20 protein-coding genes are annotated in these 20,485 nt (G+C 73.4%); 3 read left to right on the top strand and 17 right to left on the bottom strand.

The features are described from left to right. Positions 1-30: 30 nt before the first annotated feature. The 10 genes from K8Z49_RS11960 to K8Z49_RS11915 all read right to left on the bottom strand — a co-directional run bounded on the left by K8Z49_RS11960 (position 31) and on the right by K8Z49_RS11915 (position 10,088). Entirely contained in the window at positions 31-1,008 is a 978-nt protein-coding gene (locus K8Z49_RS11960; RefSeq protein ID WP_412518755.1) for a S1C family serine protease, read from the bottom strand. A 57-nt stretch (positions 1,009-1,065) separates the two neighbouring features. Further along, complete coding sequence (locus K8Z49_RS11955; RefSeq protein WP_412518753.1) at positions 1,066-2,013, bottom strand: VWA domain-containing protein; 948 nt, start codon at positions 2,011-2,013, stop codon at positions 1,066-1,068. Next, positions 2,010-2,963, bottom strand: coding sequence for a DUF58 domain-containing protein (locus K8Z49_RS11950; RefSeq protein WP_024936333.1), 954 nt, complete (start codon positions 2,961-2,963; stop codon positions 2,010-2,012). Before K8Z49_RS11950 ends, K8Z49_RS11955 begins: the two co-directional genes overlap by 4 nt. Beyond that, positions 2,960-4,042, bottom strand: a complete 1,083-nt coding sequence (locus tag K8Z49_RS11945; protein ID WP_244938577.1) for an AAA family ATPase — start codon at positions 4,040-4,042, stop codon at positions 2,960-2,962. Before K8Z49_RS11945 ends, K8Z49_RS11950 begins: the two co-directional genes overlap by 4 nt. After that, the gene (locus tag K8Z49_RS11940; protein WP_021597299.1) at positions 4,039-4,257 is read right to left on the bottom strand and encodes a hypothetical protein; all 219 of its coding nucleotides are present in this window, start codon (positions 4,255-4,257) and stop codon (positions 4,039-4,041) included. Before K8Z49_RS11940 ends, K8Z49_RS11945 begins: the two co-directional genes overlap by 4 nt. Before the next feature lie 130 nt (positions 4,258-4,387). After that, the gene (locus tag K8Z49_RS11935; protein WP_075020393.1) at positions 4,388-5,671 is read right to left on the bottom strand and encodes a Gfo/Idh/MocA family protein; all 1,284 of its coding nucleotides are present in this window, start codon (positions 5,669-5,671) and stop codon (positions 4,388-4,390) included. 73 nt (positions 5,672-5,744) lie between these two features. Beyond that, positions 5,745-7,004, bottom strand: a complete 1,260-nt coding sequence (locus K8Z49_RS11930) for an ABC transporter substrate-binding protein (protein ID WP_412518750.1) — start codon at positions 7,002-7,004, stop codon at positions 5,745-5,747. Positions 7,005-7,039: 35 nt separating this feature from the next. After that, positions 7,040-7,900: a carbohydrate ABC transporter permease gene (locus K8Z49_RS11925; RefSeq protein ID WP_024936332.1), complete on the bottom strand. Its 861-nt coding sequence runs from the start codon at positions 7,898-7,900 to the stop codon at positions 7,040-7,042. Next, positions 7,884-8,876, bottom strand: coding sequence for a carbohydrate ABC transporter permease (locus tag K8Z49_RS11920; protein ID WP_075020395.1), 993 nt, complete (start codon positions 8,874-8,876; stop codon positions 7,884-7,886). Before K8Z49_RS11920 ends, K8Z49_RS11925 begins: the two co-directional genes overlap by 17 nt. A 249-nt stretch (positions 8,877-9,125) precedes the next feature. Then, positions 9,126-10,088 carry a LacI family DNA-binding transcriptional regulator gene (locus K8Z49_RS11915; protein WP_075020396.1) on the bottom strand — a complete coding sequence of 321 codons (963 nt, stop codon included), beginning with the start codon at positions 10,086-10,088 and terminating at the stop codon, positions 9,126-9,128. A gap of 144 nt (positions 10,089-10,232) precedes the next feature. Between K8Z49_RS11915 and K8Z49_RS11910 the strand changes: the two genes are divergently transcribed. The 3 genes from K8Z49_RS11910 to K8Z49_RS11900 are packed head-to-tail and all read left to right on the top strand — an operon-like array spanning position 10,233 to position 14,082. Further along, positions 10,233-11,117, top strand: a complete 885-nt coding sequence (locus K8Z49_RS11910; RefSeq protein WP_024936330.1) for an NAD-dependent epimerase/dehydratase family protein — start codon at positions 10,233-10,235, stop codon at positions 11,115-11,117. 11 nt (positions 11,118-11,128) lie between these two features. Then, positions 11,129-12,181 carry a mandelate racemase/muconate lactonizing enzyme family protein gene (locus tag K8Z49_RS11905; protein WP_075020397.1) on the top strand — a complete coding sequence of 351 codons (1,053 nt, stop codon included), beginning with the start codon at positions 11,129-11,131 and terminating at the stop codon, positions 12,179-12,181. Positions 12,182-12,186: 5 nt separating this feature from the next. Continuing rightward, positions 12,187-14,082, top strand: coding sequence for a DUF6807 family protein (locus K8Z49_RS11900; RefSeq protein ID WP_412518746.1), 1,896 nt, complete (start codon positions 12,187-12,189; stop codon positions 14,080-14,082). Between the two features lie 13 nt (positions 14,083-14,095). On the opposite strand, the gene K8Z49_RS11895 is transcribed toward K8Z49_RS11900, so the two are convergent. From K8Z49_RS11895 to K8Z49_RS11865, 7 genes are all read right to left on the bottom strand, one after another. Beyond that, positions 14,096-14,866 carry a peptidoglycan recognition protein family protein gene (locus K8Z49_RS11895; RefSeq protein WP_021597289.1) on the bottom strand — a complete coding sequence of 257 codons (771 nt, stop codon included), beginning with the start codon at positions 14,864-14,866 and terminating at the stop codon, positions 14,096-14,098. A 165-nt stretch (positions 14,867-15,031) separates the two neighbouring features. Further along, positions 15,032-15,352 (bottom strand): GroES family chaperonin, encoded by a 321-nt coding sequence (locus tag K8Z49_RS11890; RefSeq protein ID WP_021597288.1) that lies wholly within the window; start codon positions 15,350-15,352, stop codon positions 15,032-15,034. Between the two features lie 10 nt (positions 15,353-15,362). Continuing rightward, positions 15,363-16,271, bottom strand: coding sequence for an NAD-dependent epimerase/dehydratase family protein (locus K8Z49_RS11885; RefSeq protein ID WP_075020400.1), 909 nt, complete (start codon positions 16,269-16,271; stop codon positions 15,363-15,365). Between the two features lie 42 nt (positions 16,272-16,313). After that, positions 16,314-17,072, bottom strand: a complete 759-nt coding sequence (locus K8Z49_RS11880; protein ID WP_412518744.1) for a serine protease — start codon at positions 17,070-17,072, stop codon at positions 16,314-16,316. 17 nt (positions 17,073-17,089) lie between these two features. After that, positions 17,090-18,037, bottom strand: a complete 948-nt coding sequence (locus tag K8Z49_RS11875; protein ID WP_021599077.1) for a DMT family transporter — start codon at positions 18,035-18,037, stop codon at positions 17,090-17,092. 122 nt (positions 18,038-18,159) lie between these two features. Beyond that, positions 18,160-18,927: an SDR family NAD(P)-dependent oxidoreductase gene (locus K8Z49_RS11870; protein WP_021599076.1), complete on the bottom strand. Its 768-nt coding sequence runs from the start codon at positions 18,925-18,927 to the stop codon at positions 18,160-18,162. A 23-nt stretch (positions 18,928-18,950) separates the two neighbouring features. Next, positions 18,951-20,408, bottom strand: a complete 1,458-nt coding sequence (locus K8Z49_RS11865; RefSeq protein WP_412518741.1) for a flavin-containing monooxygenase — start codon at positions 20,406-20,408, stop codon at positions 18,951-18,953. Between the last annotated feature and the right edge of the window lie 77 nt (positions 20,409-20,485).

Raw genomic sequence — 20,485 nt, 5'->3', positions numbered from 1 at the left:
CTCGCTACGACCGTACGCGGGCCGGCGGCCTCAGCGGGCGAGCCGCTGGGCCCCCTGCCGCGCCCTGTCCGCGGGGATCGCGAACCCGATGCCGATGGAGCCGCCGCCCCCGCCGCGCATCAGCGTCGCGATCGCCGTGTTCACGCCGACGACCTCGCCGCGCGCGTTGACCAGCGGCCCGCCGGAGTTGCCGGGGTTGATCGACGCGTCGGTCTGCAGCGCCGTGCTCGCCCCGCCGTCGCCGATGCGCACCTCGCGGTTCAGCGCGCTGACGATGCCGCCGGTGACCGTCCCCTGCAGGCCGAGCGGGGAGCCGAGCGCGAGGACCGGGTCGCCGACCCGGACGTCGGAGAACCGGCCGAACGTCAGCGGCGCCGGGCTCTGCCCGGCCGGGATCGACAGCACCGCCAGGTCGAGGGCGGGGTCGGAGCCCGTCACCTGCGCCGGGATGCGGCGCCGGTCCGCCAGCGTCACGGTGACCTGGCCGCCGTCCTCGACGACGTGCGCGTTGGTCAGCACGTGCCCCTGCCGGTCGATGACGAACCCCGAGCCGGTGCCGCGCCCGTTCCCCGACCGCACCTCGATCGACACCACGCTCGCCTGGACCCGCGCCGCCACCTCGCTGAGGTCGCCGGTCCCGCCGTTCACCGGGCCGGCGCCGGACTGCGAGAGCGCGGTGGACGCCGGGTCGCCGGCGGTCACGCGCCCGGCGACGCCGCCGGCCAGGCCCCCGGCCAGCAGCGCGGCGATCACGGCCGCGACCACCGCGCGGCCGGAGCGGCCGCCGCGGTCGCGGCGGTCCTCGCCGTAGTCGGGGGTCGCCCACGGGTCGCGCGGCGCCGGGCGCGTGAACGCCTCGTCCGGCGGCCACGTACGAGGGGGCGGGGGAGACCGGAAGTCGGGGCCGCGCGGCTCGCCCAGCCCGAACCGGGCGTCGTCGGCGAGGTCGTACCGAAGGGTGTCGTGCCTGCCGCCGTACCGGGGGTCGGCTTGCGGTGGATAACTCATGGGGCTCTCCTCCACGCTCTCTCTCACCGTTCAGTACTCCGCCGCCCTGTGGTTCGTTCACGGGAGCCGCGAAAACCACAGCAGCGATCCCGCGGCGACCGCGCACGAGAGGAGCAGACCCGCGGCGACGAACCAGGTCCAGATCTCCCGCTGCTCGACGCGGTAGCCGATACTGCTGCCGATGTCCTCGTAGACGCCGCGCAGCTCGTCGCCGGACGCGGCCTGGTAGTGGCGCCCGCCGGCGTCCCGCGCCAGCCGCTCCAGCGCCGGTCCGTCGACCGGCACCGGGATCGCCTGCCCGTTCTGGTGCATGACGCCCTCCGGGGTGCCGTAGGCGATCGTCGACACCGGCACGCGGGCCTGCGTGGCGCGCTGGACGGCCTCTTCGGGACTCCGCCCGGCGGTGTTCGTCCCGTCCGAGAGCAGGACGACGTGCGCCGGCGGCGCCTCCTCGCCGAACTGCGCCCCGAACCCGGCGATCGAGTCCAGGGAGGCGAGCACGCCCTCGCCGATCGCGGTGCGCGGCCCGAGGCGCAGCCCGTCGATGCCGGTGCGCATGGCCTGGCGGTCGGTGGTCGGCGCGACGATGACCGACGCCGACCCCGAGAACGACACGAGGCCGACGTTGAAGCGGTCCGGCACCTGGTCCAGGAACGTGCGGGCGGCCTGCTTGGCCCCCTCCAGCCTGGTCGGCTCGACGTCCGTGGCCTGCATGGAGTGGGAGACGTCGAGGGCCAGCACGATCGTCGCCTGCTCGCGCGGCACCCGCACGTCCGCGGTGGGACGCGCGAAGCCGGTGACGAACAGGCCCAGCATCAGCAGGAACGCCGCCGCCGGGACGTGGCGGCGCCACCCGGGCCGGGTGGGCGCGACCTTGTCGAGCAGCGCCAGGTTGGTGAACCGCGCCGCGTACCTGCCGCGCCGCACCTGCATCACCACGTACGCGGCGATGAGGACGGGCAGCGCCAGCAGCAGCAACAGGCGGACCGGATCGAGGAAGCTCATGCCGCGCCTCCGGCGGGGGGAGGCGGGGGAGCGGGCGCGGCCAGGGCGACCCGCCGCTGCGCCAGGACGTGCCGCACCAGGTCGCGCACCCAGTCGCCGTCGGTCCGCAGCCGCAGGTGCGCCGCGCCCGCCCGGCGCAGCCCGGCCGCGATCTCCTCGCGCTGCCGCGCCGCGGCGCCGGCGTACCGCTCGCGCAGGCGGCGGCTCGCCGTCGGCACCTCGCGCCGGCGCCCGGTCTCGGGGTCGACGAGGGTGAGCATGCCGACGTCCGGGAGCGTCAGCTCCCGCGGGTCGACGACCTCGACGGCGAGGAGCTGGTGGCGCGCGCCGAGCAACCGCAGCGGGCGCTCCCACTCGCGCACCCCCTCCAGGAAGTCGGAGACGACGACGATCAGCCCGCGCCGCCGGGGCCCGGTGCGCCGCAGCAGGTCGGCGCCCGCGCCGAGGGACGGCGCGGCGCGGCCGGTCGCGCCGCGCGGCTCCGCCAGCAGCGTGCCGAGCAGGGCGAGCAGGTGCGCCCGCCCGGTCCGCGCCGGGACGTGGCGGGTGCCGCCGTCGCGGACGATCCGGGCGCCCAGGCGGTTGCCCGTCCGCTCGGTCAGGAACCCGGCGGCGGCGACGGCGAACACCGCGAGGTCGCGCTTCTCCAGCTGCCCGGTCCCGAAGTCCATGCTCGCCGTGGCGTCCACCAGCACCCAGGTCTCCAGCTCCCGGTCGGCGACCCGGTCGCGGACGTGCGGCGTGGTCATGCGGGCGGTGAGGTTCCAGTCCATGGCGCGCACGTCGTCGCCGGCGACGTACTCGCGCCCTTCCGCGGGCTCCCAGCCCGGCCCGGGGAGCAGGCCCAGGTGGTCGCCCTGCAGCAGGCCGTCCAGGCGCCTCGTGACGGTCAGTTCCAGGCGGCGCAGCGCCTGTTCCGGCGCCAGGTCGCGCAGGCCGGGGCCGTTCACGCGGCCCTGCCCTCGCCGCCGTCGGGGCGCGCCGGGACGTCCCCGCCGTCGAGGTCCCCGCCGCCGTCCCCGTCGAGGGCCTCGGCGGGCGCGATCCGCGGCGCGGGCACCGCGGCGACGATCGCGTCGACCATCGGCCGCACGCCGACGCCGTCGGCGAGCGCGTCGAACGACGGCACCAGGCGATGGGCGATCACGTCACCGGCCAGGTCCCGCACGTCGCCCGGCAGCACGTACTCCCGCCCGCGCAGCAGCGCCAGCGCGCGCCCGGCCGCGACCAGCCCGAGCGTCGCGCGCGGCCCCGCGCCGTAGGCCAGCATGCCGGCGAGCTTCGGAACGCCGTGGCCGGCGGGGTCGCGGGTGGCCGCCACGAGGCGGACCGCGTACCGCGCCACCTCGTCGTGCACGAACACGTCCGCCGCCGCCTCCCGCAGCGCCTCCACCTCGGCGGTGCCGAGGATCGGGCTCGCGGTCGGCGGGCGCGTCCCCATGCGGTAGACGATCGCCAGCTCCTGCGCCTCGGTCGGGTACCCCACGTCGATCTTCAGCAGGAACCGGTCGCGCTGCGCCTCGGGCAGCTGGTACACCCCCTCGGACTCGATCGGGTTCTGGGTGGCCAGCACCAGGAACGGCGAGGGCACCGGGAACGTCCGCCCGGCGATGCTGACCTGCCGCTCGCCCATCACCTCCAGCAGCGCCGACTGGACCTTGGCCGGCGCGCGGTTGATCTCGTCCACCAGCACCACGTTGGCCATCACCGGGCCGGGCTCGATGTCGAAGCTCTCGGTGGACGGGCGGTAGATGCGGGTGCCGACGATGTCGGCGGGCACCAGGTCCGGGGTGAACTGGAGCCGGGCGAACGAGCCGCCCGCGACCGTGGCGAGCGTCTGCGCGGCGAGCGTCTTGGCGACGCCCGGCACCCCTTCCAGCAGGCAGTGGCCCCCGGCCAGGACCGCCACGAGCATCCGCTCCAGCATGTGGTCCTGGCCGACGATGACCCGCTTGACCTCGAACAGGGCCCGCTCGGCCAGGGTGCTCGCCGCGGGCCGGACGTGGGCGGCGTCGAGGCCGCCGCTCACCGCGTCCCCTCGGCCGCGCTCCGGGCCGTCTTGTCCGGGCAGTCGGTGCCGGGGGCGCCGGCGGTCCCGTGCGCCTGGTGCTCGACGATCTGGAACTGGGTGCGGACCGGCTCCGGCCCGGGATCGGCCATCGCGGCGCCGCCGGCGGCCACCGTGCCGGCCCCGGCGAGTCCCACCGCCATGGTGAGCAGCTTCGTGCGTCGGCGGAGCGCCATGCTCCCTCCCCCTTCGTCGTCCGGCCGCCCGCCATGGGGACGGCACGCGACGATCACAACAGGCGAGGGCGAAAGCGGACTTAAAGGTGACCCGCGACGGTCTTCGCCAGGCCCGGGAACTCCCCGGGCATCAGCCGGCCAGGCGCGTGCCGCCGGCCGTGAGGGCGACGGGGGCGCCGGATTCCGCGGACAGGCCGGCGGAGATGCCGATCATCACGCTCGCGACGCCCGCGCGGTGACCCGCCTGGCGGGCGAGCGGGTCGTCCGCCGGGCCGCGGAACACGTCGTCGAGCAGCAGGGCGTCGCCGCCGCCGTGCGCGCCCGCGCCGCCCTCGATGGGGATCTCCTCCGGCTCCCGCCAGTGCCGGTGCAGGACCAGCCGCTCGGACGCGCCGGCGGCGTGCTCCTTGCCGGCCGCGGTCGGGTCGATCGCGGCGTGCGGCGGCGTCCACGCCCGCTCGACGACCTCCAGCTCCAGCCGCCCGGCGGTGCCGTTGAAGACCGCGTGGTAGCCCTCCGCGGGCGCGTGGGCGTTGAGGGAGTAGGTGAGCAGCGCGCCCCGCTCGTAGCGGACGAGGACCGCCATGTTGTCGTCGATGGTCACGCCCTCGCCGAACACGTCCTGGTCGCGGAAATAGCCGTCCTCGTGCTCGGCGTCGAGGTAGAGGCGCTTCAGCCGGGGGTCGGCGGACAGGTCCAGCAGGAACGGGTCCGTGCCGAGGTCCGGCGCGTGCCGCGCGCGGGCGGGACGGTCGGTGAGCCCGCGGGCGCGGGCGTTGGCGGCGCCGTAGAAGCGCAGGGAGGTCTGGGCGTAGACCGAGGCGGCGGCGTCGTCGATCCACCAGTTGACCAGGTCGAAGTGGTGGGCGGCCTTGTGCACCAGCAGCCCGCCCGAGTTCGCCCTGTCCCGGTGCCAGCGGCGGAAGTAGTCGGCGCCGTGGATGGTGTCGAGCGCCCACGAGAAGTGCACCGAGGTGACGTCGCCGATCGCGCCGTCCGCGATCAGCCGGCGGACGGCGCTGTTGCGCGGCGAGTAGCGGTAGTTGAACGTGACGACGAGCCGGCCGGCGCCGCGCTCCGCCGCCGCGAGGATCGCCGCGCAGTCCTCGGCCGTGGTGCACAGCGGCTTCTCCACGACGACGTCCTTGCCCGCGTCGAGGGCGGCGAGGACGTAGCCGGCGTGGGCGGCGTCGACGGTGGTGACGACGACGGCGTCGGCGAGGTCGAGCGCCTTGCCGAACTCCTCGGGCGCGAAGCAGGGCACGGCGCGGCCGATCCGGTCGAGGTGGTAGCCGAGGCGCGTCCGGTTGGGGTCGCAGAGCGCGACGATCTCACCGGTGTCGCGCCACGCTCCGAGCAGCGCGTCGACGTACATCTGCGCCCGGTGGCCGAGCCCGACGAAGGCGTATCGCATGGTGCGGGACTCCAGGGTGGTGGGGGTGCCGTGCGGCCCGGCCGCCTAGGGGGCCGCACGGCACGTCACGAACTCACTGGGACAGGGTGTTGTTGGCCTCGGTGATGAAGGCCTTGGCCGCCGCGTCGGGCGTGGCCTTCTTGAACAGCACCGAGTCGGTGGCGCGCTTGAGGATGTCCTCCATCTCCGTCGCGCCCTTCGGCGGGACGACCACCGGGCTGAGATCGTTCTTGATCGATTCCATGAAGGCCAGCACCTTCTGGTCGGCCGGGGTCAGCTTGTCCTTGATCGCGGCGATGACCGTGCCGTTGGTCGGCAGGCCGCGGTCGCTGAGCAGGATGGCGCCCGCGTCCGGGTCGTTGACCAGGAAGTCGACGAACTTCTGGGCGGCGGCGGTCTTCTCGGTCCGGGCCGAGATCGTGTAGTACATCGCCGGCTGCAGGAACATGCCGGAGGTGGCGGCGCCCGGGATCCTCGGCATGCGCAGCAGGTCGAGCTCCTCGCCGGAGCCCTTGGTCAGCGCGTCGAGCTGGTTGCTCCACCAGCTCCCGAAAGCGCTTTCCTTGGTGACGAGCAGCGCCTGGTCGGGCTTGGTGCCGGTCTCCAGCATCTTGGCGGCGCCCGGGCCCGCCTTGGTGTCGATGATCTTCTGCAGCAGCGCCCACCAGTCCTTGACGGTCTGCTCCGAGACGCCGAGCTTGCCGTCCTTGTAGAACGGCTCGCCCCGCTGGGCGGCGTAGATCTGGAGGAAGGCCGGGTTCTCGTTGTACTCGGTGCCCCAGGGCTTGCCGCCGTTCCTCTCGGTGATCTTCTGGGAGAGGGCGATGTAGTCGTCCCAGGTCCAGGTCTTGTCGTCGGGGACCTTCTGGCCGGCCTTCGCGACGGCCTTCTTGTTGACGATCATCGGGAAGGCGTTGACACCGGTGGGGATCGCGTACTGCTTGCCGTCGACCTGGCCCGCCTTGAGGACGCTCTGGTCGAGGTCGGTGGTGTTGATCTTGCCGGTCAGGTCGGTGATGGTGCCCCGGCCGGAGTACTCCGCCAGCGCGCGGATCTCGATGGAGATGACGTCCGGCGCGTCCCCGGCCGCGGTCTTGGTGGCGAGCTTCTCGTAGTAGCTGTCGAAGTCGGAGAAGTCGCCCTCGACCTTGATCGACGGGTTCTTCTCCTCGAACTTGGCGATGGCGGCCTCGGTCAGCTTCTGCCGGGAGTCGCTGCCCCAGTAGGAGAAGACGATCTGGTTCTCGTCGCCGGAATCGCCGTCGCCGCTTCCGCAGGCGGTGGCCGACACCGCGAGCAGGGTGACGGCCGCGGCCGCCAGGATGCGTTTCATGTGCTGTACCTCCGGGGGACGGGGGTGGAGAGGCGCTATTTGAGGCCGGTCGTCGACATGCCTCGGACGAGGTATTTCTGGCCGGCCAGGAAGAAACCGAAGATCGGCCCCAGCGAGACGATCGACATCGCGAACATCGGCCCCCAGGACGACTCGCCGCTCGAATCGAGGAAATGGCGCAGCGCGACCGGGGCCGTGAGCCGGTCGGAATTGGTCAGGTAGAGGTTCTGGGTGAAGAAGTCGTTCCACGTCCAGATGAACGTGAAGATCGCCGTGGTGGCCAGCGCGGGGACGCACAGCGGCATCACGACCTGCAGGAACGTGCGCCAGTGGCCCGCGCCGTCGATCGCCGCCGCCTCGTCCAGCTCGCGGGGGAGGGTGCGGATGAACTGCACCATCAGGAAGATGAAGAACGCGTCGGTGGCCAGGAACTTCGGCACCACGATCGGCCAGATCGTGTTGATCCAGTCGACCTTGTTGAACATGATGTACTGCGGCACGACCGTCACATGGTGCGGCAGCATGATCGAGCCCAGCATGATGGCGAACCAGAGCTTCTTGAACGGGAACTCCAGCCGCGCGAACGCGTACGCCGCCAGCGAGCAGGCGACCAGGTTGCCGACCACCGCCAGGCCGGTGATGACCGCGGAGTTCCACAGGTAGTAGCCGAAGGAGTGCTTGAGCGCGTCCCAGCCGCCGGTGTAGTTCTCGCCGGTCACCTCCGAGGGGACCAGGCCGGGCTCCCGGAAGATCAGTTCCTCGGGCTTGACCGAGCTGGAGACCATCCACAGCAGCGGGTAGAGCATGAACAGCCCGAACGCGATCAGCAGGACGTGCCTGGTCAGCCGCGAGGCGGGCCGGAACAGGACCGGCACGCGCTTACTTGTCGTCGCCATAGAAGACCCAGAATCGAGACATGAGGAAGTTGACGGCGGTCAGAGCCCCGATGATGAGCAGGAGCACCCACGCCATGGCGGCCGCGTATCCCATCTCGTAGTTCTTGAAGCCCTTGATGTAGAGGTAGAGCGTGTAGAAGAGGGTCGAGTCGACCGGTCCGCCGTTGCCGCCGCTGACGACGAACGCCTGCGTGAACGACTGGAAGGACTTGATCACCTCCAGCACGGCGTTGAAGAAGATGATCGGCGTGAGCAGCGGCAGCGTGATCGAGCGGAACTGCCGGATCCGTCCGGCCCCGTCGACCCGGGCCGCCTCGTACAGGGTCTGCGGGATCTGCCGGAGCCCCGCCAGGAAGATGACCATCGGGGCGCCGAACGTCCAGACATGCAGAATGATCAGCGTCCACAGCGCGGTGTCGGGGCTGGTGACCCACCCCTGCCCCTCGTAGCCGAACCAGCCGAGGAACGTGTTGACGATCCCGTCGACCCCGAAGATCTTCCGCCACAGGATCGAGATCGCCACGCTGCCGCCGAGCAGTGAGGGCAGGTAGAAGACCGACCGGTAGAACGACAGCCCGCGCAGCCCCTTGTCCAGCGCGATGGCCAGCCCGAGGGCGAAGGCGAGCTGCAGCGGGACCGAGACGACGACGTAGGTGGTCGTCACCGTGAGCGAGTTCATGTACCGGTCGTCGGCCGTGAACATCTCGTCGTAGTTGTCCAGGCCCACCCAGTGGGCCTCGGACAGCAGGCTGTAGTCGGTGAAGGACAGGTACAGCGAGGCGATCATCGGGCCGAGCGTGACGGCGAACAGGCCGATGAACCAGGGGGCCAGGAACAGGTAGGCGGCCCACGCCTGCGAGCGGGCGCGGGAGCTCTTGCGGCGGCGGGGGCGGCGCCCGCCCCTCCGCCCGGACGACGTGACCGGGGTCCCGGCCGCCTCCGTCTCCGGGACGGCCGCCGCGGGCCTCAGCGTCATCACTGGCCCTTCGGTGAGTGGGGTGAGTGAGATAGCGCTTTCTTATAGCGGCCGCGGCGATGACGTCAACCCTTTGCAGTGAGATTCCTCACGATCACCCTCGCAGCGCCATCATATAAGCCCAGCTAGATACCGATCCTGCTCTGCGGTTCCGTGGTCAGACGCGTCCGGCCGTACGTCCATTACTACAACCGATTGCATTATTCGGCATGCGGAGGCGGTCGGTGGCGACCGACGGCTCGTGCGCTCTCATGGGGATCCTGCCGGGGGAGCGGTGGACTCGCGGACCACCAGGTGGGTCTCCAGGACGGTGGCCGCGCTCATCGGCTTGATGAGCAGGTCGACGGCCAGCCGCCCGGCGTCGGCCGTGGGCATCGCGACCGTGGTGAGCTTGGGCCGGTGCATGCGCCCGGTGATGCTGTCGTCGATGCCGATCACGCTGACGTCGCCGGGCACCGCGACGCCCCGCTCCTCCAGGCCGGCGACGAGGCCGATCGCGACGAGGTCGTTGTAGGCCAGAACGCCGGTCACCCCCGCCTCGGCCACCTGCGCCGCGACGGCGAGCCCGCCCTCCTCGGTCGGCGCGTTCGGGCCGATGACGAGCGTCTCCAGGCCGGGCGCGCCGGTGACGGCCCGGCGCAGCTCGCCGCTGGTCCAGGAGCCGGCGGGCCCGGCCGCGAGTGCCACCCGGCGGTGGCCGAGCCCGGCGAGGTGCCCCATCGCGGCGCGGGCGCCGCTGGCGACGTCCATGACGACCGTCGGCACCCCGCGCATCCGCCGGTTGACCAGGACGAACGGGATCGTCTCGGCGAGCTTGCCGAGCGCCTTGTTCGACAGCCGGGGGCTGCACAGCACGATGCCGTCGACCTGCTTGGAGAAGGCCATGACGAGGTCCTGCTCCTCGGCCGGGTCCTCGTCGGTGTCGGCGACGAACAGGTGGTAGTCCTGGCCGCGGGCGGTGGCCTGGGCGGCCTTGATCAGCGGGGGGAAGAACGGGTTCGCGAGGTCGGCCACGATCAGCCCGAGGTTGCCGGTCCGGCCCGTGGTGAGCGACCGGGCCGCCCGGTTGGGCCGGTAGCCGAGCCGCTCCGCCACGCCGAGGACCCGCGTCCGCGTCTCGGCGTTCACCATGTGCGGCGCGGAGAAGGTCCGCGAGACCGTCGAGACGTGGACGCCGGACGCGGACGCGACGTCCCGGATAGTCACTGCCATGGCAGGCATGCTAACGCAACCGTTTGCAAGACATAGAGCACTGCAAGTGGTGTTTTAGCTGGTCGAGCAAGTTTGCTTGACGAACACCACCGGCGGGCCGATTGTTTTACTGCAACTGATTGCAGCAAGCTGAGGAGTTCGCGCGTGAGCAGAGTGCTCGTCACCGGAAGCGCGGGGCGGCTCGGCCGCAGCGTCGTCGCCATGCTGGCCGCCGCCGGGCACGAGGTGATCGGCGTCGACCCCGCTCCCGGCACCCCCCGGGACGCCGCCGACACCCTACCGGCCGACCTCACCGATCCCGGCGAGGCCTACTCGGTGGTCGCCCGCTTCCGGCCCGGCGCGGTCGTGCACCTCGCCGCCATCGCCGTCCCGTTCGGCCGGACGGACGCCACGACGTTCCGGGTGAACACCCAGCTCGCCTTCAACGTCTGCGCGGCGGCGGTGGCGTTCGACGTGCCGAAGCTGGTCGTCGCCAGCAGCCCGACCGTGCTGGGCTACGGCGCGCCCGGCTGGACCCCGTCCTACCTGCCGCTGGACGAGGAGCACCCGACCCTGCCCTGGAACGCCTACGGCCTCTCGAAGGTCGTCGCCGAGGAGACCGTGCGGACGTTCGCCCGCGCGGGCGGCGGCACGAGGACGGCCGCGTTCCGGCCGTGCTTCGTCGTCGCACCCGAGGAGTGGGAGGGCGCGCCGACCCAGTCGGGGCACACGCTCCGCGAGCGGCTCGACCGGCCCGAGATCGGCGCCACCTCGCTGTTCAACTACATCGACGCCCGGGACGCCGGCGAGTTCGTCGGCGCGCTCCTCGCCCGGCTGCCGGAGCTGGAGCGCGACGGCGAGGTGTTCCTCGCCGGGGCCGGTGACGCGCTGGCGCGCGAACCGCTGGCGGAGCTGCTGCCCCGCTTCGTCCCGCAGGCCCGGGAACTCGCCGCCTCGCTCACCGGCACCGCCCCCGCCTTCTCCTCCGCCAAGGCCGGGCGGCTGCTCGGCTGGACCGCCAAGCGCAGCTGGCGCACCGAACTCGCCTGAAGGGCCTCCCCATGATCAAAGACGTGTCGGTCGAGGCGCGGTCGGTGCCCCTGGCCCGGCCGTGGGGCCCGGACGTGCCCTGCAACCACGTCCTGTTCGTCGCGCTCACGCTGGACGACGGGCGGACGGGAACCGGGATCTGCTGGACGCCCCAGATCGGGGCGCACGCGGTCAGGGCGCTGCTGGAGCACGACGTCCGCGACGCCGTGATCGGGCTTCCGGCGCACCCCGGCGTCGTGTGGGACAGGCTGTCGGCCCATCTCGCGGAGGCGGGCCGGTCCGGCATCGTCCCGATCGCGATGGCCGGGGTGGATCTCGCGCTGTGGGACCTGGAGTGCGGCGGGCGCTCCCTGGTGGAGGTCCTCGGGGCGAGGCGCGAGAGCGTCCCGGTGTACGGCAGCGGCGTGAACCTCCACTACACGCTCGACGAGCTGACCGCCCAGGCCGCGCGGTGGGCGGACGCCGGGCACCCCGCCGTCAAGATCAAGGTCGGCCGGCCCGCGCTCGCCGAGGACGTCGAGCGCGTCGCCGCCGTCCGCGAGGTCATCGGTCCCGAGGTGGCGCTGATGGTCGACGCGAACCAGCGGTGGGACCTGCACCGGGCCCGGACCGCGCTGCGGGCGCTGGAGCCGTTCGACCTGTTCTGGATCGAGGAGCCGCTGCCGGCCGACGACCTCGCCGCCCACGCGGAGCTGCGCCGGAGCGTCGGCACGCCGGTCGCGGTCGGCGAGAACGTCGCCACCGCGCACGGCTTCCGCGACCTGCTGGCGTCCGGTGCCTGCGACGTGGTCCAGCCGAACCTCGTGCGGGTCGGCGGCGTCACCCCGTTCCTGCGCATCGCCGAGATCGCCCGCGTCTTCGACGTGCCGGTCTACCCGCACCTGCTCACCGAGCTCTCGGGGCAGCTGGCCCTCGCCCTGCACCATCCGGCGATGGTGGAGCTGGTGGAGGACGCCTCGCTCACCGGCCTCGGGCTGCTCGCCGAGCCGTCCCCGGTGGAGATCGCCGGCGCCGAGCTTCGGGCGACGGGCGCGCCGACGCGATGGGCGCGGGGGCCGCGGTGAGGCCGGTGCGGGTGGTCGTCGCCGGGGTCAACGGCTACGGGCGCCACCATCTGGAGAACGTCCGGCGCCTGGCCGCGGCGGGCCGGGCCGAGCCGGCGGGGGTGTGCGACCTCCGGCCGCCGGCGGGGCTCGGCGTGCCGGTCTCGGCGGACCTCCCCGCGCTGATCCGGGAGACCGGCGCCGAGATCGCGGTGATCGCCACGCCGATCCACACCCATGCCCCGCTGGCGGTGGCCGCGCTCCGGGCCGGCGCGCACGTGCTGCTGGAGAAGCCGCCCGCGCCGTCGGCCGCGGAGTTCGAGGAGATCTCCGCCGCGGTGGCCGAGACGGGGCTCGCCTGCCAGGTCGGCTTCCAGTCGCTCGGCTCGGAGGCGGTCCGGGCCGCCCGGGACGTGCTCGGCGAGCCGCTCCGCGGCATCGGGGTGGCCGGGGCGTGGACGCGGCCGTTCGGCTACTACACCCGCTCGGCCTGGGCGGGCCGCCGGAGGCTGGACGGCGTCGACGTCATGGACGGCGCCCTCACGAACCCCTTCGCCCACGCGGTCGCCTCCGCGCTGGCCGTCGCCGGGGCGGACACGATGGACTCGGTCGCCGGCATCGAGCTGGAGCTCCACCGCGCCAACGCGATCGAGTCCGACGACACCTCCAGCGCCCGGATCCGGCTGGCCGGCGGCGTGGTCGTCGCCGTCACCGTCTCGCTGTGCGCGGACCGGCGCACCGAGCCCTACCTCCACCTCCACGGCGCGACCCGGTCGGCCCGGCTGTTCTACACCGTCGACGAGATCGAGATGGACGGGGTCAGGACCGGCTTCGGCCGGGCCGACCTGCTCGAAAACCTCGTCACGCACGTCCGGGAGGGCACCGGCCTCCTGGTGCCGCTCGCGCGCACGGGCGGCTTCACCCGGCTGCTCGACGCGATCCGGCTCGCCCCCGACCCGCGGCCGGTCGAGGGGCGGTTCGTCCGGACCGAGCCCGCGCGGCTGGTCCTGCCCGGCATCGAGGACCTGGCGGTCCGCGCGGCGCGGGAGCTGGCGACCCTCGGCGAACTGGGCTTCCCCGGCAGCCTCGGGTCGCTGTCCGAGCCGTGGCCCGAGACGGTGCTGAGGGTCGGCGGGCAGGAGGTCGCCACGTACGTCCAGCGCGGGGACCTGCAGGCCACCGACGCGCCGCGGCCCCACCTGCACCCGGTCCGCACCCTCGGCGGGACGGTCGTCACCGAGGTCCAGCCGGACGACCACGTGCACCACTTCGGCGCCGGCATCGCGATCGCCGACGTCGACGGGGTGAACTTCTGGGGCGGCTCCACCTACGTCCGCGGCGAGGGGCCGGCGATGCTCCGCGACCACGGGCGGCAGCGGCGGCGCACGCTCCGGCCGGCCGGCGGCGGCTACGAGGAGACCCTCGACTGGGTCGGCCCTGACGGCACCGTTCTCGCCGCCGAGCAGCGGACCCTCTCCGCGCGGCCCGTGACCGGCGCGTGGGCGCTCGACGTCGCGTTCACGCTGACCGGCCGGACCGGGCGGCCGCTCGTCCTGCAGAGCTCGGCGTGCAAGGGCCGGACCGGGGCGGGCTACGGCGGCTTCTTCTGGCGGGCGCCCAAGGACTCGGCCGGCCTGGAGGCCTTCACCGGCGAGGCGTCCGGCGAAGAGGCCGTGCACGGCAGCGTCACCCGGTGGCTGGCGCTGGCCTCGGACGCCTGGACCCTGGTGTTCGTCCAGACCGCCGGGCTCGACCCGTGGTTCGTGCGGGTCGCGCAGTACCCCGGCGTCGGCCCCGCCCTGGCGTGGGAGGAGCCGCTGACCGTCCCCGGGCGCCTGGACCGGGCGATCACCGTCGTCGTCGCCGACGGGCGGCTCACCCCGGACCGGGCCCGCGGCCTCGCCGGAGAGGCCGCCCCGTGACGTGCCGCGCCGGTCAGCCCCTCTCGTCCGGGCCGACGGCCGGGCCGTGGTCGCCGCGGCGGCGGGGACCCGGCAGGCCGCTGCGGACGAACGGGGCCGGGCTCTCGGTGGTGAGCACCGCGCCGAGCGCGGCGCCGACCTCGTTGCGCAGCCGGGGCAGCTCGGCGTAGAGGGCGTCGCCGGGGCACTGGGTGGCGACGTAGTCGCGGTGCCCCACGATGGCGGCATGGGGGTCGAGGCCGTAGACGTCGCACAGCCAGGCGAGCGTCTGGACGAGCGACGTCCACAGGGCCGCCGTGGGAAGCGCCGTGATGTAGGTGCCCTCGTTCTCGATGCCGAGGGTGTGGCCGTTGTGGTTCGCGGTCTGCGCGCCCATCACGTTGGCGCCCTGGCCGACGGCTTCGAGCGAGCGGTTGCGGCCTTCCATGACGTGGCCGCCGCGGCTGATGGTGAGCTGCTGGCCCGTGTCGGCCCACCCGTTGGTGTCCATGTGGAGGTCCTGGCAGTCGCGGGACAGCTGGAAGGCGTGGGCGAGGGAGTAGTCGGTGGAGTTCGGGAAGGCCATGTGGTGGACGACGAGGTGGTCGGGCGCGGCGATGATCTGCGCGGTGGACGACGGCGGCCTGGCGCTCCACTCCGCCCGCGTGTAGACGCGCGGCGCGGCGAGGCCGCGGGCGGCGCGCGGGCGGGCGAGATCGGCCGTCCCGAGCAGGACGGCGCCGCCCGCGACGGCGCCCGCTCTGGTCAGGAAGGCGCGGCGGGCGAGGGGCGAGAGCTCGGACATGGCGGGGGGCTCCTCGGGTCGAACCGTGTTCTGCCGACCATGCCTAGTTGAGGAGCACCCGGGGGAACAGGTGAAAAGTGAGCAACCCGGGCGGCGTCCCGTTGGCACCTCGCAGGATCCGCGCTGCTCATCCGGGGGGCGCCGGGGCCGGAGCCCCGGCCGCGGTCAGAGGTACAGGCCGGTGCCGTGCTCGGGACGTTCGCTGGCGATCGCGTGCAGGTCGCGCTCGCGCATGATGAGGTAATTCTCGCCCTGGATCTCCACCTCGTACTGGTCGCCGGGGTGGAACAGCACGCGGTCGCCGGGCTTGACGATCCGGACGTGGTGGCCGACCCCGCACACCTCGCCCCACACGAGGCGGTTCTCCTGCTCGACCGTCGCGGGGATGACGATCCCGCCCGTGCTGCGGCGCTCGCCGCTGTCCTTCTCTGTCTTGATCATGACCCGGTCGTGCAGCATCTGGACTTCGAACTTCGGCTCGGACACGCGGGCGAGTTTATCCGCCTGCGCGGACCAGGGCGTTCCACGCACCGGCGATGATCTCCGGCAGGGCGGAGCGGTCCGGCCGCCAGCCGAGGCCGGCCCGGATCGCGGTGGCGTCGCAGACCAGCACCGGCGCCTCGGGCCGGGCGGGCCGGCGGCGGGTGGGCACCGGCCGCCCGGTGACCTCCTCGACGGCGGCGACGACCTCGCGCACGGCCGCCCCGGCGCCGCTGCCGACGTTGTAGACGCGGTCCTCGCCCGGCGCGACGGCCTCCACCGCCCGCACGTAGGCGGCGGCGAGATCGTCGACGTGCAGGTACTCGCGGACCGCCAGCCCGTCGCCGTTGACATCCAGGTGCGGGGCGCGGCCGGCGGCCACCGCGAGCGCCTTCGGGATCAGCCGGGTCTCGTCGGGGTCGACGCGCCCGTCCACCGAGCCGGCGACGTTGAAGGTGCGCAGCACGACCGCGCCGATCGCGCCGGTCCGGGCGTGGAACCGGACGGCCTGCTCGGCGGCCAGCTTCGAGGCCCCGTACGGGCTGGCCGGAGCCGCGGGCTCGCTCTCGGGGATCGGCTGCCGCTCCGGGGTCCCGTACACGGCGGCGGTCGAGCCGAGCACGACCCGGTCCGTGTCCACGGCCTCCAGCAGGTTCACGGTCCCCTGGACGTTAGCGGTGAAATACCGCAGGGGCGCGTCGAACGACTCGCGGACGCGGGTGAGCGCCGCGAGGTGGCAGATCCCGTCATAGGGGCCGCGCGGCAGCCCGTCCGGGACGAGGAGATCGCCGTGGACGGGCCGGACCCCGTCCGGCACGCCGGCGGCCCGGCGCACCAGCCCGTCCACGTCGTGCCCGGCCGCGACCAGCCGCCGCCCCACCGCGTACCCGATGTATCCCGCCGCCCCCGTCACCAGCACCCGCATGGGGCCAGCATCCGGCCCCGGGCGCGGCGGGGCAAGGGCCGGTCAGGGCAGGGAGCCGAGCCGCGCGTAGACGCCGGGGTAGCCGGGCTCGCCGCAGCCGTAGCCCCAGGAGACCAGCCCGACGACGCGTCCGCGCGCGACCAGCGGGCCGCCGCTGTCGAACTGGCAGGAGTCGGCGGTGTCCGATCCGGCGCACAGCATGTCGGACGGGTCGAACGCGTCGCCGTAGGCGCGCTCGCACGCCCGGTCGCCGGGGAGCGGCACGCGGGCCTCGCGCAGACGGGTGTTGAACAGGTCGTTCTCGGAGGTGAAGCCCCAGCCGGCGATCCGTCCCGTCCGGGCGTTCCCGGGCGCGCCGAGGGCGGCGACCGGACGGTCCACGCGCCGCGCCAGCGTGAGGACGGCGAGATCGTGGTGGCCCACGGTCTCGCCCTTGAACGAGGTCTCCCGGTACTCGGGGTGCACGCGGACGGACGTCACCCCGACCGTCTCCCCGTCGGCGCCGACCAGGTCGTCCCGTCCGAAGGTGGCCGTCAGGACCCCCGGCACGGAGCGGAACATCGACACGCAGTGCCCCGCGGTGAGCAGCTTGTCGGGCTCGATCAGCACGCCGCCGCAGAACTGCCCGGACGGCCGGACGAGGAAGATCGGCGACCCGACCGCGGCCAGCCACGGGTACGCGGCGGTGCGCGCCGGGGTGCCGCCGACGACGGCGTGCGCGGAAGGCGCGGCGAGCATCGGGAGCAGCAGCGCGGCGGCGAGCAGGGCCGCACCGACGAGCCGGCGGGGGGTGACGGTCATTGCGGCAATCTAAACGATCAGCGGAGGGCCCGCACGCCCTTCCCCGGGGGAGGCGGCACGGCCGCCGGGTGCGGCTCCTCGTACCGGGGGAACAGCACCAGGGCGGCCAGCGCGAGCACGAAGCCGCCCGTCCGCAGCGCGAACGGCTCGGTCTCCTGCGGCCACCGCTCGCCGAACAGCACGGTGCTGCTGACGATCAGGTACGTCCGTCCGATGACGGTCAGCACCACCGCGACGATCGCGACGCGGCAGCGCTGCAGCGCGATCTGCAGCTGCCCCAGCGCGATGGCGGCGAGGCCGAGCGTCAGGTACGGGTAGGGGGACTCCAAGACCGTCCGGACGCTCCCGGTCTCCTGGTAGACGATCGAGATGCCGCGGATGCCGGCCTCGGCGAGCCCGGCGCAGGCCCCAGCGCCGATCCCGTAGGCGACGCCGGCGAGCTTGCGGGCGTGCCGGCCGCCCGCGCGGCGGTCGCCGACCAGCCACACCAGCGCCGCGACGACCACCGCGGGGGCGCAGACGGCGATCATCGTCCACGGCCGGGCCAGCGTCCCGGCGAGGGTCGCGTCCGCGTGCGGCTCGCCCTCCTCGGTGGCCGACAGCCCGATCAGCACCGTCGCGAGGACGAACAGCGCGACGCTCGCCCACTCCCGGGCGCTGAGCCGCTCGCCGAGGAAGCGCACGGCGAACGCGACGAGGAACACCAGGCTCACGGCGAAGATCGGCTGCGCGACGGCGAGGGGCACCGCGGAGAAGGCCACGACCTCGTGGCCGAGGCCGAGGAACAGCAGCAGGCCGCCGCCCAGCCAGACCGGGTTCGTCAGCATGAGGCGGGCGACGCGGAACGGGCGGCTGCCGCGCAGCGGCTCCATGCGGCGCGCGGAGATCCGGAAGACGAGGAAGGCGATGTAGTAGACGGTGGTGGCGAGCAGGGCGAGGGCGGCGTGACCCAGGTCGTGACCCATCGGGAAAGACCTCTCGGCGGACGGGGGCTGGGGTGGAGGCCGTTCGGCGCGCCATCGAACCGGCCCTGCCACCCTGCCCTGTCATCCCGCCCGTGACAAGACCGTGACCCTTGACCGAGTGATCAGTCGTATTTACGGCCGGTAGTGGACGACAGCCGCGTCACCAGGCCGCGGGGCAGGAGGCGGCCGACGCCGACGATGGCCTTGTACTGCGGGCTCGGGACGCTGACCTGGACGCCGCGGCGCAGGTCGCGCAGCGCGGCGTTCACGACGTCGTCCTTGTCCAGCCACATGAACTTCGGGACGTCCGACATGTCCATCTGGGCGCGGTCGTGGAACTCGGTGCGCACGAAACCGGGGCACAGCGCCATCACCCGGACCCCGCCCCGCGACCGCGCGCCGATGTCGGCCGCGACGCCCTGGCTGAAGCTCACCACCCAGGCCTTGGACGCCCCGTAGGTGCCCCGCGTCGCGAACGCCGCGGCGGAGGAGACGTTGATGACGCCGCCGCGGCCCCGCTCCAGCATCCCCGGCAGGACGGCGTGCGTGAGCCGCAGCACGGCCTCGCAGTGCACCTTGAGCATGGTCAGCTCGTCCGACACGGGGACGTCGAGGAACACGCCCTTGTTGCCGAAGCCGGCGTTGTTGACGAGGAGGTCGACGCCGTCGCGGACGCGTTTCTCCGCCGCCGCGAGGCCGTCCTCGGCGGACAGGTCGGCGGGCAATGCCTCGGTGCGGACGGCGTACTTCTCGCGCAGGTCCGCGGCGGTGCGCTCCAGGCGCTCCGCGTCGCGGGCCAGCAGGACCAGGTCGAACCCGTCGGAGGCGAGGCGGCGGGCGAAGGCGGCACCGATCCCCGCGGTCGCGCCGGTGATGAAGGCGGTCGGCATGGCACAGAGCCTAGGCCGCCGCTCTACCGGGAGGAGGCCCGGCGCGCGCGGAAGTGCCGCGGGTCGGGCCGCCGGGTCGCGTTGCGGTAGGCGAAGGTGTGGCCGGGCCAGTTGTTCACGACCTTGCCGTCGGCGGTCATGTACCAGCTCCGGCAGCCTTCCTGCCACACGGTCGAGCGCATCCGCTCCTGCATCTCGCGGGTGAACGCGTCCTGCACGTCCGGCCTGACGTCGATCCAGTCGAGGCGGGCGCGGCGCAGCGCGTCCACGCAGCCGAGGACGTAGCGGATCTGCGACTCCAGCATGTAGATGATCGAGTTGTGGCCGAGGTTGGTGTACGGGCCGTAGAGCAGGAACAGGTTCGGGAAGCCGCTGACCGTGATGCCGAGGTGGGCCTGCGCGCCGTCCCGCCACGCCTCGTTCAGCTCCCGCCCGTCCCGCCCGACGATCTTCATGGGGGAGAGGAACTCGGTGGAGCGGAACCCGGTCGCGTACACGATGGCGTCCACCTCGTACGCGCGGTCCGCCGTCTCGATCCCGGACGGCGTGACGCGCTCGATCGGGGCCGTGACGAGGTCGACGTGCGGCATGGACAGCGCCGGGTAGTAGTCGCCGGACAGCAGGATCCGCTTGCAGCCCATCCGGTAGCCGGGGACGAGCTCGGCGCGCAGCCCGGGGTCGCCGACCTGCTCCTCCAGATGCCGGCGGAAGGCGCGCTCCATGAGCCCCATCAGCTGCGGGTACCGGATGAAGCCGAGGGCCCGCGCCTCCAGCAGCGCGTAGATCCGGGCGCGGCTCAGCTCGTACAGCCCCGGCACCGTCCGCAGGACGGCGCGCTCCCAGGCCCGGTACGGCTTGTCCGGCTTGTCGATCACGTACGGCGCGGAGCGCTGGAACAGCCGCAGTTCCGCCGCCTCCGCCGCGATCTCCGGGACGATCTGGATCGCGCTCGCCCCCGTCCCGACCACCGCGACCCGCTTGCCGCGCAGGTCGACGCCGTGGTCCCAGCGCGAGGAGTGGAAGGCGGGGCCGGTGAACGAGTCGCGCCCCTCGATCGGCGGCAGCTCGGGCCGGTTGAGCTGCCCGCACGCCGAGACCAGGACCCGGGCGTCCAGGGTGCCGGACGTCGTGGAGATCCGCCACAGCGCCGCGTCCTCGTCGAACCGCGCCTCGGTGACCTCGGTGCGGAACCGGATCTTGTCCAGCACGCGGTACTTGCGGGCGCAGTGCCAGAGGTACTCCAGGATCTCCGGCTGCGGCGGGAACCGGCGCGACCAGTCGGTCTTGCGCTCGAACGAGAACGAGTACAGGTGGGAGGGGACGTCGCAGGCCGCGCCCGGGTAGGTGTTGTCCCGCCAGGTGCCGCCGAGCCCGCCGGCCTTCTCCAGGATCACCACGTCGTGGACGCCGGCCTCCCGCAGCCGGATCGCCATCCCGATGCCGCCGAAACCGCTTCCGATGATCACCACGCTGTGCGTCATGGCCCGTCCCGAATGTGATTCTGTAACGGTTCTCCCCGAGCGTAGGTGACCATGAGGTCACTGAACAGATGCCGGAA

The organism is Actinomadura madurae (genome assembly GCF_047130825.1).
Taxonomy (GTDB): Bacteria; Actinomycetota; Actinomycetes; order Streptosporangiales; family Streptosporangiaceae; genus Spirillospora; species Spirillospora madurae.
Note: the sequence above shows the minus strand (reverse complement) of the source record. Positions and strands in the feature narration are given on the sequence as shown.